This is a genomic window from Microbulbifer sp. TYP-18 (assembly GCF_040932045.1).
Taxonomy (GTDB): Bacteria; Pseudomonadota; Gammaproteobacteria; order Pseudomonadales; family Cellvibrionaceae; genus Microbulbifer.
Map to the genome: position 1 here is coordinate 24,828 of NZ_JBFRBC010000021.1, position 16,294 is coordinate 41,121.

The 16,294-nt window shown below is 58.1% G+C and carries 14 protein-coding genes; 9 read left to right on the top strand and 5 right to left on the bottom strand.

Annotated features, from left to right (window positions below; genetic code table 11):
• Window positions 1-15: 15 nt before the first annotated feature.
• Genes ahcY through ABVT36_RS15135 form a run of 3 tightly spaced genes read right to left on the bottom strand, consistent with a single transcriptional unit; the run spans window position 16 to window position 3,670 of the window.
• Window positions 16-1,401, bottom strand: coding sequence for an adenosylhomocysteinase (ahcY, locus tag ABVT36_RS15125; RefSeq protein WP_367151535.1), 1,386 nt, complete (start codon window positions 1,399-1,401; stop codon window positions 16-18).
• 56 nt (window positions 1,402-1,457) lie between these two features.
• A complete protein-coding gene (gene metK, locus ABVT36_RS15130) occupies window positions 1,458-2,678 on the bottom strand; it encodes a methionine adenosyltransferase (protein ID WP_367151533.1) in 1,221 nt (406 codons plus the stop codon).
• Window positions 2,675-3,670 carry a metalloregulator ArsR/SmtB family transcription factor gene (locus ABVT36_RS15135; RefSeq protein WP_367151531.1) on the bottom strand — a complete coding sequence of 332 codons (996 nt, stop codon included), beginning with the start codon at window positions 3,668-3,670 and terminating at the stop codon, window positions 2,675-2,677. Before ABVT36_RS15135 ends, metK begins: the two co-directional genes overlap by 4 nt.
• 248 nt (window positions 3,671-3,918) lie before the next feature.
• Here ABVT36_RS15135 and tkt point away from each other — a divergent pair, with 248 nt between their 5' ends.
• Window positions 3,919-5,922 (top strand): transketolase, encoded by a 2,004-nt coding sequence (gene tkt / locus ABVT36_RS15140; protein WP_367151530.1) that lies wholly within the window; start codon window positions 3,919-3,921, stop codon window positions 5,920-5,922.
• Window positions 5,923-6,115: 193 nt separating this feature from the next.
• The gene (gene gap / locus ABVT36_RS15145) at window positions 6,116-7,123 is read left to right on the top strand and encodes a type I glyceraldehyde-3-phosphate dehydrogenase (RefSeq protein WP_367151528.1); all 1,008 of its coding nucleotides are present in this window, start codon (window positions 6,116-6,118) and stop codon (window positions 7,121-7,123) included.
• Window positions 7,124-7,134: 11 nt separating this feature from the next.
• Here the strand turns inward: gap and ABVT36_RS15150 are convergent, their stop codons facing one another.
• Window positions 7,135-7,728 (bottom strand): TetR/AcrR family transcriptional regulator, encoded by a 594-nt coding sequence (locus ABVT36_RS15150; RefSeq protein ID WP_368457285.1) that lies wholly within the window; start codon window positions 7,726-7,728, stop codon window positions 7,135-7,137.
• 160 nt (window positions 7,729-7,888) lie between these two features.
• On the opposite strand from ABVT36_RS15150, the gene ABVT36_RS15155 reads away from it, so the two are divergent.
• The gene (locus tag ABVT36_RS15155; RefSeq protein WP_368457286.1) at window positions 7,889-8,431 is read left to right on the top strand and encodes a carboxymuconolactone decarboxylase family protein; all 543 of its coding nucleotides are present in this window, start codon (window positions 7,889-7,891) and stop codon (window positions 8,429-8,431) included.
• Window positions 8,432-8,736: 305 nt separating this feature from the next.
• On the opposite strand, the gene ABVT36_RS15160 is transcribed toward ABVT36_RS15155, so the two are convergent.
• Window positions 8,737-9,270: a dihydrofolate reductase family protein gene (locus ABVT36_RS15160; RefSeq protein WP_368457288.1), complete on the bottom strand. Its 534-nt coding sequence runs from the start codon at window positions 9,268-9,270 to the stop codon at window positions 8,737-8,739.
• Between the two features lie 193 nt (window positions 9,271-9,463).
• On the opposite strand from ABVT36_RS15160, the gene ABVT36_RS15165 reads away from it, so the two are divergent.
• The 6 genes from ABVT36_RS15165 (at window position 9,464) to speA (ending at window position 16,255) form a co-directional block, all read left to right on the top strand.
• The gene (locus ABVT36_RS15165) at window positions 9,464-9,961 is read left to right on the top strand and encodes a TetR/AcrR family transcriptional regulator (RefSeq protein WP_368457289.1); all 498 of its coding nucleotides are present in this window, start codon (window positions 9,464-9,466) and stop codon (window positions 9,959-9,961) included.
• Between the two features lie 165 nt (window positions 9,962-10,126).
• Window positions 10,127-11,236 carry an aminotransferase class I/II-fold pyridoxal phosphate-dependent enzyme gene (locus tag ABVT36_RS15170; RefSeq protein ID WP_368457290.1) on the top strand — a complete coding sequence of 370 codons (1,110 nt, stop codon included), beginning with the start codon at window positions 10,127-10,129 and terminating at the stop codon, window positions 11,234-11,236.
• Window positions 11,237-11,248: 12 nt separating this feature from the next.
• On the top strand, window positions 11,249-11,866 hold the full coding sequence (locus ABVT36_RS15175) for a transcriptional regulator (protein ID WP_368457292.1): 618 nt from the start codon (window positions 11,249-11,251) through the stop codon (window positions 11,864-11,866).
• Window positions 11,867-11,961: 95 nt separating this feature from the next.
• Window positions 11,962-12,621, top strand: a complete 660-nt coding sequence (locus ABVT36_RS15180) for a hypothetical protein (RefSeq protein WP_368457294.1) — start codon at window positions 11,962-11,964, stop codon at window positions 12,619-12,621.
• A 462-nt stretch (window positions 12,622-13,083) separates the two neighbouring features.
• Window positions 13,084-14,019 carry a hypothetical protein gene (locus ABVT36_RS15185; RefSeq protein ID WP_368457296.1) on the top strand — a complete coding sequence of 312 codons (936 nt, stop codon included), beginning with the start codon at window positions 13,084-13,086 and terminating at the stop codon, window positions 14,017-14,019.
• A 313-nt stretch (window positions 14,020-14,332) separates the two neighbouring features.
• Entirely contained in the window at window positions 14,333-16,255 is a 1,923-nt protein-coding gene (gene speA, locus ABVT36_RS15190) for a biosynthetic arginine decarboxylase (protein WP_368457298.1), read from the top strand.
• Window positions 16,256-16,294 lie beyond the last annotated feature (39 nt).

A 16,294-nucleotide genomic window follows, 5' to 3' on the forward strand; every position in this document is an offset into this window, starting at 1 on the left:
GGCGTCAGCGGTGGATTAGTATTTGTAACTCTCGGGCTTGTAGGGTCCGTCCACGGATACGCCGATATAGTCGGCCTGGGCCCCGGTCATGCGGGTAATCACACCACCGAAACCCTCGACCATATAGCGGGCCACTTCCTCGTCCAGCTTTTTGGGCAAAACCTTCACGTATAGAGCGGAGGTTTTCTGGTCCGCCGGCAGGTTGGCGAATTTTTCCCGGTACAGATGGATCTGGGCCAGCACCTGGTTGGCAAAAGAGCCGTCCATAATACGGCTCGGGTGTCCGGTGGCGTTGCCCAGGTTTACCAGCCGGCCTTCGGACAGCAACAGCAGGTGGTCGTTGGTGGCGGCATTGCGCACTATCTTGTGCACCTGCGGCTTTACTTCCTGCCACTGCCAGTGCTCGCGCATATAGGCGGTGTCTATTTCGTTATCGAAGTGGCCGATGTTGCAGACCACGGCACCGCTTTTGAGCGCCTGTAGCATCGGCGCATCACATACATTGGTATTGCCGGTAGTGGTCACCAGCAAATCAGTGTTGGCCAGCAGTTCCCTGTTGATGCCGTCGGTGCCGCCGGTATTGATTCCGTCGACGTAGGGGGACACCAACTCGAAGCCGTCCATGCACGCCTGCATGGCACAGATGGGATCCACTTCCGACACCTTCACAATCATACCTTCCTGGCGCAGGGAGGCGGCGGAACCCTTGCCCACATCGCCGTAGCCGATCACCAGGGCTTTTTTCCCGGACAGCAAATGGTCGGTGCCCCGCTTGATGGCGTCGTTGAGGCTGTGGCGACAGCCGTACTTGTTGTCGTTTTTACTCTTGGTCACGGAGTCGTTGACGTTGATCGCCGGGACCTTGAGGGTGCCTTCGCGCAACATTTCCTGCAAACGGTGCACGCCGGTGGTGGTCTCTTCGCTGACACCGTGGCAGTGATCCAGGATTTCCGGGTAGCTGCGGTGCAGCAGTTCGGTGAGGTCGCCGCCGTCGTCGAGAATCATATTGGGCTGCCAGCCGGCCACATCGGCACCCACGGTGCGCTCCAGGCACCAGGTGTACTCCTCCTCGGTTTCACCTTTCCAGGCGAAGACCGGAATACCCCGCGCGGCGATGGCCGCCGCCGCATGGTCCTGGGTGGAGAAAATATTGCACGAGGACCAGCGGACCTGTGCGCCGAGCGCGACCAGGGTTTCGATCAGTACCGCGGTCTGGATGGTCATATGGATGCAGCCCATGATGCGCGCGCCCTGCAAGGGCTGCTCGGCCTCGTACTTGGCGCGCAGTGTCATCAGTGCCGGCATTTCCCCTTCGGCGATCTCGATTTCCCGGCGCCCCCAGTCGGCCAGGGCGATATCGGCAACTTTAAAGTCTTTGAATTCGGTGCTCATCTGATTCATTACCAAACCTTGTCTGTTCTTGTCCGCGCGGGCACTGCCCGCGCATGTGAATAAAATTAAATACCAGCGTGATCGCGCAGGACCTGCGCCTTGTCGGTTTTTTCCCACGGAAACGCCACAAAGGTTTCGCTGCGCTTGTCACTATTGCCGTCGCTCCAATGGTAGGTGTGCTCGAAGGGCTCGCGACCGAAATGTCCGTAAGCGGCGGTGAGCTGGTACATGGGGTGCAGCAGGTCCAGCGCGCGGGAAATTGCGTAGGGACGCAGATCGAAGTGCTCGCGCACCAGCTCGATCAACCGGTCCTCGCCGACCCGGCCGGTGCCGAAGGTGTTGATGGCAACGGAAGTGGGCTCGGCTACGCCGATGGCGTAGGACACCTGTATTTCACAGCGCTTGGCCAGTCCCGCCGCGACAATATTTTTGGCCACATAGCGACCCGCATAGGCGGCAGAGCGATCCACTTTGGACGGGTCCTTACCGGAGAAGGCACCCCCACCGTGACGCGCCGAACCTCCGTAGGTATCGACGATGATCTTGCGCCCGGTGAGGCCGCAGTCGCCAACCGGGCCGCCGATGACGAACTTGCCGGTGGGGTTGATATGATATTTGGTCCCGGCGTGCAGCCACTCCGGCGGCAGCGTGTGGTGAATGATCAGCTCCAGTACCGCCTCGCGCAGATCCGCCTGGCTGACATCGGGGTTATGCTGGGTGGACAGCACCACCGCGTCGATAGCGCAGGGTTTACCCTGGTCGTCGTAGCGGAAAGTAATCTGGCTCTTGGCATCGGGGCGCAGCCACGGCAGCAGGCCGGACTTGCGCGCCTCCGCCTGGCGCTCCACCAGACGGTGCGCAAAATAGATCGGCGCCGGCATAAAGGTGGGGGTTTCATCGGTGGCATAGCCGAACATCAGGCCCTGGTCGCCGGCACCCTGGTCTTCCGGCTTGGCGCGGTCCACGCCCTGGGCGATATCCATGGACTGCTTGCCGATCACGTTGATAACACCGCAGGTGTCGCCGTCGTAGCCCACGTCCGAGGAGGTGTAGCCAATATCCGTGATCACCCGGCGCACCAGGTCTTCCAGGTCCACCCAGGCGGAGGTGGAGATCTCGCCGGCAATCACCGCGATACCCGTTTTGACCAGTGTCTCACAGGCCACACGGGCATATTTGTCCCGGGCCAGCAGGGCGTCCAGCACCGCGTCGGAAATCTGGTCGGCGATTTTGTCCGGGTGTCCCTCGGATACCGATTCCGAGGTGAACAGTCTGTACTCGCTCATGCGAAGTTCTCCATTGATACCGCCTGCGGCGGTTTTATAAATTCTCGAATCTGAATCTGAAAGCCGTTGCGCAATGCGTTGTAGACGCTGCGGCCGCTGGCGAGGCCGGCCTCCACCGCCCAGTCGTGCAGCTGCTCCGGGGCGAACCCCAGCCAGAGGTCGCCACAGGCATCGCGCGCCCAGTCCTGTTTGTGCGCCTGCAGCTCCGCCACCAGCAGTTGCCCGCCGGGTTTCAGCGCCACCGCCAGGTCGCGGAAGATCTCGGCCGGCGCCGGGGTGTGGTGCAACACCATGTTCATCACTATGGTGTCGACGCTGCGCGGGCGCGCCGCCACTTTGCGGGTATCGCCGTGCACGAAATCGATATTCCCCAGCGCCTGGTCGTCGGCGAACTGTCGCGCGCGCGCCAGCATGGTGCTGGAGAGATCCAGCGCCATCACTCGCTCGAAGCGCGGCGCCAGCTCGGCCAGGAACTCCCCCTCACCCGGCCCCACTTCCACAGCGGTAGTTGCGGGGCTCAGCAATTGTGCTACCTGGGGCCCATATACTTCGTAACCGGCAATCAACTCCTGCTGCGCGCGGAAACGGTTACCGTAGTCGGCAAAAAAACGCCGCGACGCCTCGGCCCGCTCCGCCGCCACTGCCGCCACCGCCTCCGCCCGCGCCGCCGACAGCGGCAGTTGATCCAGGCCGGTGAACAGCGGACCTAAAATGCCGTTGTCACTGCTGCGGCGGTAAAAGAGGTTGTTGCCCTCGCGGCGCTTGCTCACCAGCCCCGCCTGGGACAGCACCTTGAGGTGGTGGCTCAAGGCCGGCTGGCGCAGGTTGAGCATGCGGCAGAGTTCCAACACGCTGTAGGAGTCCTGGCTGAGCAGGCGCAGAACCTCCAGGCGCAGGGGGTCCGCTGCCGCCTTGAGGCGCGCGGCCAGCTGCGGGATCTCGGTGCCGACGACCGGGTCGGCGGCACTCAGGGGGCCGGGGGACTGGGACATGACGGCGAGTCTAACAGCGGCAATCCTATATATCAAAGAACTTTGATATAGCTTTATAAATATTTTTTGATGAAGATCCGGACCTCCCGCTCCCCGGCGACATGGAATCAGCCGGGGCGTGCGGGCAAATTGGCTCCCCGCCTTTGCGCACCGGCGCCGATTGCGGGAGAATACGCCCCCATTTTCCCTGCCGCGGCCGGCCGGTCGCGGGTCCCGGACCCAAACTGATACCCGGAGAGTTGAGCCTTATGACCCCGCCAAAACCGTCCCGCACCGAACTGGCCAATGCCGTCCGCGCCCTCTCCATGGATGCCGTGCAGAAGGCCAACAGCGGCCATCCCGGCGCTCCCATGGGCATGGCGGACATCGCCGAAGTGCTGTGGAACGACTACCTGAAGCACAACCCGGCCAACCCGGACTGGGCCGACCGCGACCGCTTCGTACTGTCCAACGGCCACGGGTCCATGCTGCTCTACTCCCTGCTGCACCTGTCCGGTTACGATCTGCCCCTGGAGGAACTGCAAAACTTCCGCCAGTTGCACTCCAAGACCCCGGGCCACCCGGAGTACGGATATGCCCCGGGAGTGGAGACCACCACCGGCCCCCTGGGCCAGGGCATCACCAATGCGGTGGGCATGGCGCTGGCGGAGAAGGTGCTGGCGGCACAGTTCAATCGCCCGGGTTACGAGCTGGTGGATCACCACACCTACTGCTTCCTCGGCGACGGCTGCCTGATGGAGGGGATCTCCCACGAGGCCTGCTCCCTGGCGGGTACCCTGAAGCTGGGCAAGTTGATCGCCTTCTACGACGACAACGGTATTTCCATCGACGGCGAGGTAGAGGGCTGGTTCACCGATGACACCCCCGGGCGCTTCCAGTCTTACGGCTGGCACGTGATCGCGGGTGTGGACGGCCACGACCACACGGCCATCAAAGCGGCCATTGAGGAGGCCCGGGCGGAGACCGGCAGGCCCACCCTCATCTGCTGCAAAACCGTGATCGGCTTCGGCTCCCCCAACAAGCAGGGCCGCGAGGAGTGCCACGGTGCACCGCTGGGAGAGGACGAAATCGCCCTGGTGCGCGAGACCATCAACTGGACCCACCCCCCCTTCGAAATTCCCGAGTCCGTGTACACAGGCTGGGACGCCCGCGGCAAAGGCGAGGCGCAGGAGGACGAGTGGCGCGATATCTTCGCCGACTACCAGGAGGCCTTCCCGCAGCTGGCAGCCGAATTCGAACGCCGTATCAGCGGAGAACTGCCGGCCAGTTTCCCCGCCGAGGCGGACGCCTACATCCGGGAGTGCCAGGAGCGGGGGGACAAAATCGCCTCCCGCAAGGCCAGCCAGAATACCCTCAACGCCTTTGGCCCATTACTGCCGGAATTTCTCGGCGGCTCCGCCGATCTGGCCGGCTCCAACCTCACCATCTGGTCCGGCTCCAAAGGCGTGACTCCCACCGACGCCAGCGGCAATTATGTCTACTACGGGGTGCGCGAGTTCGGCATGAGCGCCATTATGAATGGCATAGCGCTGCACGGTGGCTTTGTGCCCTACGGCGCAACCTTCCTGATGTTTATGGAGTATGCCCGCAACGCCGTGCGCATGGCGGCGCTGATGAAGCAGCGCGTAATCTTTGTCTACACCCACGACTCCATCGGCCTGGGCGAGGACGGCCCCACCCACCAGCCAGTGGAACAGCTGACCGCGCTGCGTTCAACGCCCAACCTGTATACCTGGCGCCCCTGCGATGCCACCGAATCCGCCGTGGCGTGGAAAATGGCCGTCACCCGCAGCGAAGGTCCCAGTGCGCTGGTTTTCAGCCGCCAGGGCCTGGCGCCCCAGCAGCGCGATCAGGCGCAGCTGCTGCAGATCGAAAAGGGCGGCTATGTGCTGGCGGACTGCGACGGCGTGCCGGACGCCATCATCATCGCCACCGGCTCCGAGGTGGAACTGGCCATGGCCGCCAGGAAACAGCTGGCGGACCGGAAAATCCGCGTGGTGTCCATGCCCTGCGCCGAAGCCTTTATGGATCAGGACCAGGCCTACCGCGAGTCGGTATTGCCCTCGTCCGTGCGCAGCCGCGTCGCTGTGGAGGCGGGACACCGGGACTATTGGTATAAGTTTGTGGGTTTCGACGGTGATATCGTCGGCATGAGCAGCTTCGGCGAATCCGCACCCGGCGGCGAACTGATGCAACACTTCGGTTTCAGCGCCGACAAAGTGGCTCAGGCGGTGGCAGCGCTGCTCAAATAGCGGCCCACACACCGGAACTCCTGCGCCCGCCATCCCCGGCACCACAGGATGCCGGGCAAAGGCCGGCGCAGAGTATCCAAAGACATGTGACCCGGCGCATTCGCGCAGGGTTTTAAGGGCGACGATTCAATCGGTGAAAAGTCATCGGATGGATTACTCAGAGGTTCCCTAGGTTGACAGTGGTTAGTTTGCGATGAGTATCAGACTCGCCATCAATGGCTATGGCCGTATCGGCCGCTCAGTGTTGCGCGCCCTGTATGAATCCGGCGCTCGGGATCGTCTGCGCATCGTCGCCATCAACGAACTGGCGGACTGCGCCACCATAGCGCACCTGACCAAGTACGACTCGGTACACGGCCGTTTCGCTGGGGAGGTGGCGGTTGAACGGGACACCCTGATCGTCAACGGCGACCCTATAGCGGTTACCCACTGCGAGCAACTGGAGGGCCTGGACTGGTCCACCCCCGGTGTCGATGTGGTGCTCGAATGCACCGGCAGCTTTGTCGAGCCCGAGCGCGCCCGGTTACACCTCCGAGCCGGGGCAAGGAAAGTGCTGTTTTCCCAGCCCGCCAGCCGCGACGTGGACGCCACCATTGTCCACGGCGTCAACGACCATGTGCTCACCGGAGCCGAGACCATCGTTTCCGCTGCCTCCTGCACCACCAACTGCAGTGTGCCGGTCATTGCCGCGCTGGACAGGGCTTTTGGTATCGATGCCGGGGTTATCACCACCATTCACGCCGCCATGAATGACCAGCCGGTGAGCGACGCCTACCATCACACCGACCTGCGCAAAACCCGTTCCGCAATGACCTCCATAATCCCGGTTGACACCGGACTGGCGCGCGGTATCGAGCGTATACTGCCCAACCTGGCGGGCCGCTTTCAGGCCCAGGCCATGCGGGTTCCCACGGTCAATGTGTCCGCCATCGATTTGTCGGTGCAGTTACATCAATCGGTCACCCAGGCGGAAGTCAACGATGTCCTGCGGTCGGCGGCAGAGAATGACTTCTCCGGTGTGCTGGGCTACAGCGAGGAACCCCTCGCCTCCTGCGATTACAATCACGATCCCCGCTCCGGCATTGTCGATGCCAGCCAGACCCGCGTTGCCGGCGGCAAGCTGGTTAAAGTTCTGACCTGGTTCGACAACGAATGGGGCTTCGCGAACCGGATGCTGGATGTGGTGACGAAACTCGCCTGAGTTGGCGGGGTTCAATGTGACTGCACCAGGGGCATTTCGAACAGATTATCGATCATCCTCTCTACAGCCTTGCGATCGGAGCTGGCGCGGAGATAGCTGCGCAGGCCGATCAGTTTGACCTGTAACTGCCTTGCGAGCGCGGAGATGTCAGTCGTGGCCGGCAACTCCCCGGCACTGACCGCAGCTTCCAGATAGTTGCGAAACCTATTCTCAACGGCCACCAGCAGGCTGCGGGTCTCGCCCAGCAGTTCCGGCTCCCCTTCGTCCAGCTCAGAGAGGGATTTCACCAACAGGCAGAGCTCGTTGGGGGCGTCCTTGTTTCCCCCGAGCAGCGTGTAGCGGAAAAATGCCTGTAGGCCACCCAGTATCGTCTTCTCTCCCTCAATGCATTGCCGGAGCGTTTCAGCCCCATTTTGTGCGTAAAAGGCCAAAACTTCTTTGAAAAGCCCTGATTTACTGCCAAAAGCAGCATAAATGCTACCCGGGCGCAGACTTGTCGCCTGCTGAATATCACGGGTTGAAGTGGCGTGGAACCCCTTTCGCCAGAAGAGGCGGGTTGCCTTGCCCAGTACCTCCTGGCGGTCGAATTTCGCAGTATTGGCCATGCTGCCTCCGGCTTGAGCGATCGCTCAAATTCTATCCTGCCGGAACCTCCGTGACAATGTTAAAAAGATCTTGAACGATCGCTCAAGATTGTGTAGCCTGCACCAATGTTGAGCAATTGCTCAACAATTAAACCCAATCAGCAAAGTGGTAGATTCGACAATGAAAGAGTTTCAGATTCACGACCTCGACAGTGCCCCGGAGAAAAGCAAACCCCTGTTGCAGAAATCCATCCAGGGGTTCGGCCTGATCCCGGGCCTGCACGGCGTAATGGCGGAGTCGCCCTCGGCCCTGGCCGCCTACCAGGATTTACACCAGCATTTTTTAGACAGCTCATTTGATGCAGACGAGATGACGGTAGTCTGGCAGACCATCAATGTGGAACATAATTGCCACTACTGTGTACCGGCGCACAGTGCCATCGCCAAGTCCATGAAGGTGGACGACGCTATCAACAACGCGCTGGTCGACAAGACTCCGCTACCGTCGGAAAAGCTGGAGGTGCTGAGGGATACCACCCTGGCCATAGTGCGGGAGCGCGGGGTTGTCCCGGACCGGGTACTGGAGCGCTTTTACGCCGCCGGCTATACCCAGCAGAACCTGCTGGACATTATCCTGGGCCTGGCGCAAAAAGTGATGAGCAACTATACCAACCACTTCGCCAAAACGCCGGTGGACGCCCGGCTGGCCAAGTTTGTGCGCTAATCCGGCGAATTCCCCATAAGCGCAAAGGCCGGCTCCTGTCGGCCTTTGCTGCAGCGCTTCCGTTTGCCCTCCAAACCCGTTTTAAGGTTTTATCAGTCTTCGTGTTTTTTTGCGCGAAAACCGGCTGTACCCGGCTCCGATCCCCTTAGCCCCGTTTTACTTCCTATCGGAACAGCAATCTTCCCTGTATATCGCTACCCGCAGGCTGCTGCAGAAATTTCCCTTTCTCAGCTGTAAAGACTTGGATTTGACAAGGACGCGGACATTGACCTCGTTGTTTCGCTCGCCTGACTACTGTTAGCTAATTATAGTTTTCGTCGATAGTGGCTTTGCACTAGAGCGTTCAAATGAACCTTGGTACCAACATGCTCGAAAGCGATGGGATGTGCTAATTCGCCAAACAAGGGAAAACCGCCACCGAGCAGAATAGGAATTTGTGTGATGATCATTTCATCAATCAAATCAGCCTGGAGGAAGCTTTGAATGGTTTTTCCTCCGTCAATGTACAGATTGTTGAGACCCTTCTCGTTAAGAGACTTCACCACATCGGGTAATGCCCCTCTGACCACTTCAGCTTTATCCCGATATCCTTCCGGAATAGAGGACATGGAATTGCTCAATACAAAGACAGGTACGGAATAAGGCCATTCCACATCGAACCCACAGACCGCTTCAAACGTGATTCGCCCCATTACCAGACCATCAATCCCGGCTATGAATTGAGCCCATCCACAGTCGTCGTTATCCGGGTTAGGAGTGCTGTGTAGCCAATCAACTCCCCCGCTCTTATCGGCTATATAGCCGTCAAGGCTCGTAGCAATGTACACAATGTTTGGCATCTCAAACCTCTCAACAAAAGCAATAGCAGGGCCTTGCGGTTGGGGTCCGCAAAGCGTATTATTTCTACACTGTAGAATTTGATGTGATTATAAGAGGTAAAGAATGCCTGTCAAGGAAAAGGGCCCTGGCCGACCCCGCCGTTCACAGAGCCAGCTTTCATCCGAGAGCATCGTAGTTTGTGCCCGTGACCTTATGAAGGAAAACGGCAAAGTGCCCAGTATCAGGCAGGTTTCAAGCAGGCTCGGTGTCGATGCTATGGCTATTTACCACTACTTTTCCAACAAGGCCTCGCTTCTTGAGGCTGTAACAACCTCATTGATGGAAGGAATCTATGAACCGACGGGCAATGGGGACTGGAAGGGTGAAATGGCGAGACTTAGTAGGAGTTATCTCGAACTATTGCGAAGTCATCCAGGCTTATTGGAGACCTTTTTGTCTATGACTTCCTATGGACCAGCAGAGCTATTTAGCGACCGTTTAGTCACAGCATTAACCCCCCTGAACCTAACCCAACCAAAACTTGAGCAAATTAGAAACCACTTGGCCGACTATCTGCATGGTGTGGCTTTAGCTATGCAGTACAACCCTGACTCGCTGGATATGGACTGTATTGACGACTCAATGGGTTTAATTATTGGGGCTATAGAGAGCAGCCACCGCACAAACGCCGGCGCAAGCCCTTCCCCGTAGTTGAGCGGGCTTTAAGGGCGACAATCGATTTGCACCTTGAAGTTCCATGTTCGGAACAGCCAGTGAGTCATTGGGTGAAGTTGACAGGCTGGTATAGACAAGCTGTCTATATTAGACTTTCAATCCTCAAACCCTTCATCAACAGGCAAGCGCGGGGTTATATAAATGCAGATTGAAGAGTTTTCCCTTGAGCGTATCCAGTCCCTGTACGAAAACACTGTGCCCTATAACCTCTCCGACAGTGGTGTGCATCCCTATACCCTCAAGGAATTGCTCACGGGGGAGGAATTGGCCGGGCTGCAGGAAATCCAGCTCGGCTACGGCTGGACCAATGGCGCTGTCGAACTGCGGCAGGCCATCGCCGACCTCTACAGGGACCGCACAGGCGATGAAGTCATAGTGACCAATGGCTCCGCCGAGGCAAATTTTCTGCTGGTCTCCTCGCTTATCGATCCCGGCGACGAGATTGTCGTGATCACACCCAATTACCTGCAGATCCACGGCTGGGCTATGGCAATCGGCGCCAATGTGAAAACCTCAGCACTGCGCCCGGAGAATGGGTGGAAACTGGATCTCGACCAGATCGAGGACCTGGTGACGGACAAGACCAGGCTGATCACCATCTGCCATCCCAACAATCCGACCGGGGCACTGCTGAATCAGGACCAGCTCGATGGGTTGATCGACATAGCGCGACGTCACGATGTCTACCTGCATGGGGATGAGGTTTACAAGGGTTCGGAACTGGACGGTGACGAACCCATGAGCATCGCCGATCTCTATGAAAAAGGCATCGCGACATCCGGCCTTTCCAAGGCCATGGCTCTGCCGGGCCTGCGAATCGGCTGGCTGGTGGGACCGGCGGCGGAGATCTATGACACCTGGCGCTACAAGGATTACACCTCAATCACCACCAGCGCCCTGAGCGAGTATATCGGCCAGCTGGTACTTGCACCGAAAAGGCGACAGGCCATCCTCTCACGCAGCAAAACCATCCTGCGGGAGAATCGAGCCTTGCTGACCGATTGGATCCACCAGCATCCCCGCTTTTCCTTTGTTCCGCCCAAGGCCGGTGGCATGGCCTTTGTCAGCTATAGGGCCAATATCGGTTCCACCGCTTTGGCCCATAGTCTGCGTGAGGAAAAAGGTGTACTGGTGTTACCCGGTGATGTCTATGGCCTGGACGGCTATCTGCGACTCGGGATCGGCGAGCGCAAAGCACAACTGGAAGCCGGCCTGGAACGGCTGGGAGAACATATCGAGCAATTTTCCTGAGGGTGCTGGGCGATGGAAGGCTTCAAACCCTATATCGAGATCGCCGAGGGGCTTTGCGCTGTTTTCGGCACCAATCTGGAGGTGGTACTCCACGACCTGGCGAGCGAGCGGATAGTCCATATCGCCGGCGGATTCTCCAAACGCAACAAAGGCGATCCGTCTTTGCTGAATACCATCGACTTCGACGAAAACTCCCGGGTGATCGGACCCTATGAGAAAACCAACTGGGATGGTCGCCGTATTCGCTCGGTCACTAATGTACTGCGCGATGACAAAGGCCGGGCCTTTGGTTTGATGTGTGTCAATTTCGACCTGTCACCGATTACCGAAGCGGTACTGGCCCTGCAGAATCTTGCCGGGCCGGTGGCGCTCACGGATCAGCCTGAGGCGCTGTTTCGCGACGACTGGCACGAGCGTATCAATCAGTTTATCGCCAACTGGACGGCGCGCCACAAAACCGCAATTTCAAATCTCGACCGGGTGCAGAAGCGCCAGCTGGTCCGGGATCTCGATGCCGAGGGCGCATTCAAGGCACCCGGTGCAATCCTCTACGCTGCGCGGATTGTCGGCCTGGGGCGGGCGACGATCTACAAGTACCTTCAGGAGCCCAAAATACAAAAAGCGGAATAGCTGGTGGCAGCAACCGGATGGTGAAAGCCTCCCTATAACGACAAGCGCGGAGACCGATAAAGCGCCCGTAAAACTACACAAACACGGATATCGCCATGAAAAACCTCCATACGAAACTCCTGCTGCTGGTCGCGGTGATTTCTACCACCGGCTGTGTCCTGTTGGACGATTATGAGAAGCTTTCGTTCGTGGTTCAGGGGGATCGACTGGTCGCCCAGGGTGTGATCGATGGGAGCACACCGGACCGGTTGCGCAGGGTCGTCAGAGAAAATACACAGGTCAAGACACTGGTGCTTCAATTTGTGCCCGGTTCCGTGGATGACGAAGCAAACCTGGAAACGGCGCGCTTTGTCCGCAGTGCTGGCCTGCATACCCTGGTTCCCACCGACGGGATAATCGCCTCCGGCGGCACTGATCTTTTTCTCGCCGGTGAGACGCGCTCGATCGAACCCGGCGCCTGTGTCGGCGTGCACAGCTGGGCGGAAGCCGGCCTCTTTGGCGGCCTGGTCAATGGCGATGAGGTCCCCAGGGACGATCCCCAGCACAGGCTCTACCTCGATTACTATGACGAGATGGGAATCGCATCGGAATTTTACTGGTACACCCTGGAAGCCGCGCCTGCCGACAGCATCTACTGGATGCCGGCCGAGGCAATCAACCGATTCGGGATGAGTACCCAAGCCCTTCCCTCTAGCCCGGATAACAGGCTTCACAACCGCTGCGAGACCCTCGCGGATCGGGCGTCGAGCAGCTGAGCACCGCTCCCGCGGAAAGCAGGCGAGGCAAAACTCCGATCCCGTTTCGGAACAATCCTTTCTCTTAGCAGGCTGTTGAAATTCGAAGAATTTCGACGCCTGGTACCGGAATATGGATGTTCCGGCAAAATCGGCGACACTTAAGTCGTTGATTTTGGGAGAAAAGTGAAAATCACATTTTTCGCTTTTCGTGTGTTGAAAAGGCAGGATGCCTTTTTCAACAACCTGTTAGGGAACCTCTGCTGAACCTGCCCGCGAAGCGGTAAGACAATTGCTATGCCACCGCTCAACAAGAATGCGTAAAGATGGGTAAAAACTGGTAAAGACAAGGCTATTTGCAGCAGGGTTCGACTAATATCTCAACACTTCACTTTCAGTGCGCAATAAATACCCGGATCAAGAGATATAAAAGCCGGGATTTCCCTTGCCGACCCATTCGAAAGAAATATAAGCGAGATAAGCATGCATAAAATAATAGCAATATTGGCATTCTCTCTTCTGGCCTGCGCCAGCTATGCAAACATAATTATTGAAGTACCTGCCAGTCCTGAACAGGGATTCAATTTTCCCTATTTGCTTAAACTGCCTGACGCCTGGGAGCCCGATAAAAAAACCTACCTGATTGTGGAGACCAATAATACCGGTGAGCCCTCCGACAACTTCTCCTTTCACTATGCGGCTGCCAAGGGCGCTATCGGCGGCAATGCCGTTGGCCCCTGGCTGGCCAGGCAATTGTCCTTTCCCATCCTGATGCCAGTATTCCCACGCCCGGAAACCCAGGATCACATTTATACGCATGCGCTGGATAGGGACACCATGACTGCAGGATCGAGTGCTATCGACAGGCTCGATCTCCAGTTGGCCGCAATGCTAGAGGACGCAAAAATCAGGTTGCGTGAAAAGTCGGCAGCGGTTGAAGACAAAATCCTGCTTACGGGATTTTCGGCATCCGGCACCTTTGCCAACCGGTTTTCTTTTTTACACCCTGAAAAAATCGCGATGATTGTGGCCGGTGGTTTAAATGGCACTTTGATGCTGCCCATAAAGTGCATCGACAAACATGCATTAAATTATCCTATTGGGATCAGTGATTTCGAATCAATCACCGGCAGCAACTTTGACCTGGATAGCTGGCAAAACATTGCCCAGTTTCTTTTTATGGGCGCACAGGACACCAATGATGCGGTTGCGTACGATGATGCCTACTCCGAAGCTGAAAGGCAGACCATCTACAACACCACGGGAAAACTCATGCAACCAGACCGCTGGTCAAATAGCCAGAAAGTGTATCTCGATAGTGGGGCAAATGTGGAGTTTTATACTTTCCCGGGAGTAGGCCATGCGACCAACGGGGAGATTCACCGGGAATTCCTCGACTTCGTCAAGAAGAAACTCTGACTTGAAAAAACCGGGGACAGTGGCTTTGGCGATGGCCGGACCTGGCCCCACCGCCAATTCGCGCCACCAGATTGAGAACGGCTTCCCCACCCGGTATCGCACCGAACGGTGGCGCCATATTTTTCGAAGGGCGAATCCAACGATAGCGCCTTTTGATCAATCCCATAAATACACCTTTATCCCATCCAAAAAAACCGAATGAAAATTTAATTTTCTGCCAGAAAATTACTCGCCTTTCCGCATTTAACTATTGCTTTCCGCCAGCGCCGACCGCAATATTCGCGACCCGAAACAGGCTGAGTGGATTGGCGTGATGAAATCCCGGAAAATACACCACTGGACCAGCGAAGATTCCGCCGAGCTGTATGGCATCCGCAAGTGGGGTGCCGGTTATTTTGATTTGCGCGATGACGGCGAAATCGCCGTTGGTGTTGAATTCGGTGAAGGTACAGCGTGCCAGGTGTCACTGTTGGATATAGCCCGGGGGGCCACGGAGCGGGGACTGAGCATGCCGCTGCTGGTGCGCATAGAAAACCTGCTCGAAGCCCAGATTGCCCGTATCAATAATTCCTTTGCCCGCGCCATTAGCAGCTGCGGCTACAACAATGTTTTCCGCGGCGTATTCCCCATCAAGGTAAACCAGCAGGCCCAGGTGATCGAGGAAGTCGCCAGGGCCGGCGGACCCTTTGCCCACGGCCTGGAGGCGGGCAGCAAGGCGGAGCTGATAGTGGCCCTGTCCGCTCTGGAAAATACCGACGCCTTGATTGTTTGCAACGGTTACAAGGACGAGGAGTTCATCAATCTGGGCCTGCAGGCACAGCGCCTGGGGATGCGGATATTTTTCGTCGTCGAGACCCCCTCCGAAGTGGATACCATTATTCGCTGTGCCGAGCGCGAGCAGGTACGCCCGTCGATTGGGGTGCGGGTCAAACTCGCCTCCAGGGTGGGTGGCCACTGGAACGCCACCAGTGGGGACCGCAGCATTTTCGGCCTGGGCAGCAACGACCTGATCGCAATGGTGGACCAGCTGCGCAGCCACGATATGCTGGACTGTCTGCAGTTGCTGCACTACCACCTGGGCTCCCAGGTGCCCAACATCCGCGATATCCGCACCGGGGTCCTGGAAGCCTGCCGCTACTATGCGGATCTGGTGGAGGAAGGAGCACCGATGGGTTACCTGGACCTGGGAGGCGGCCTGGCGGTGGACTACGATGGCTCCAAGACCAATTGTGCCCACAGCAAGAATTATTCCCTGGACGAATACTGTGTCGATGTGGTGGAAGCCATCATGGATACACTGGACAGCGAAGGGGTATCCCACCCAGTGATTATCACCGAATCTGGCCGGGCCAGTGTGGCTTACTCTTCGGTACTCCTGTTCGACATCCTCGATACCACCCGTTACGAGCCGGTGGAGTTGGGAGAGGGGCGGGTTTCTGAGCAGGCCCACCCGATGCTGCGCTATCTGGAAGCCGCGGTAAACAGTGTCACCACTGACAATTTGCAGGAGAGTTACAACGACGCCCTCTATTATCGGGATGAGATCCGCGCTCTCTACCTGCACGGACAGGTCGGCCTGCGCGAGCGGGCCCAGGCGGAAAACTATTTCCTGCGCGCGGCGCAGAAAATCCGCTCGCTGTTGGACGAGGCGGACGAGGTGCCGATTGACCTGCGGACCCTGCCGGAGCTGGTTTCGGACATCTACTATGCGAACGTCAGCGTCTTCCAGTCCCTGCCCGACATCTGGGCCATCGACCAGGTATTTCCACTGGTACCCATTCACCGGCACGACGAGGCGCCGACCCGCACCGGCATCATCGCCGACATCACCTGCGACTGTGATGGCAAGATAGACCGCTTTATCGGCCGCCATGGTGAACAGAAAACCCTGCCACTGCATCCGTTGAAGGAGGGGGAGGACTATATACTCGGCGCCTTCCTGGTGGGGGCCTACCAGGAAACCCTCGGTGACCTGCACAATTTGTTTGGCGACACCAATGTGGTGAGTGTGCGTGTTCACGCCGATGGCAGCTTCGATTACAGTCATGAGATTCACGGCGACAGTATCGCCGACGTGCTCAGCTATGTGGAATACCGGCCGCAGGATTTATTGGAGCGGTTTCGCAGGCTGGCGGAAGCCGCGGTAAAAAGTGGCCGTATCAGTCCACAGCAACGCAAGCAGATTCTGCATACCTATACCGCGAGCATGGACGGGTACACCTATTTCGAGAGATAAGGGATAGCGCACCAGGCATCCGGTGGGCGGGATAAAACA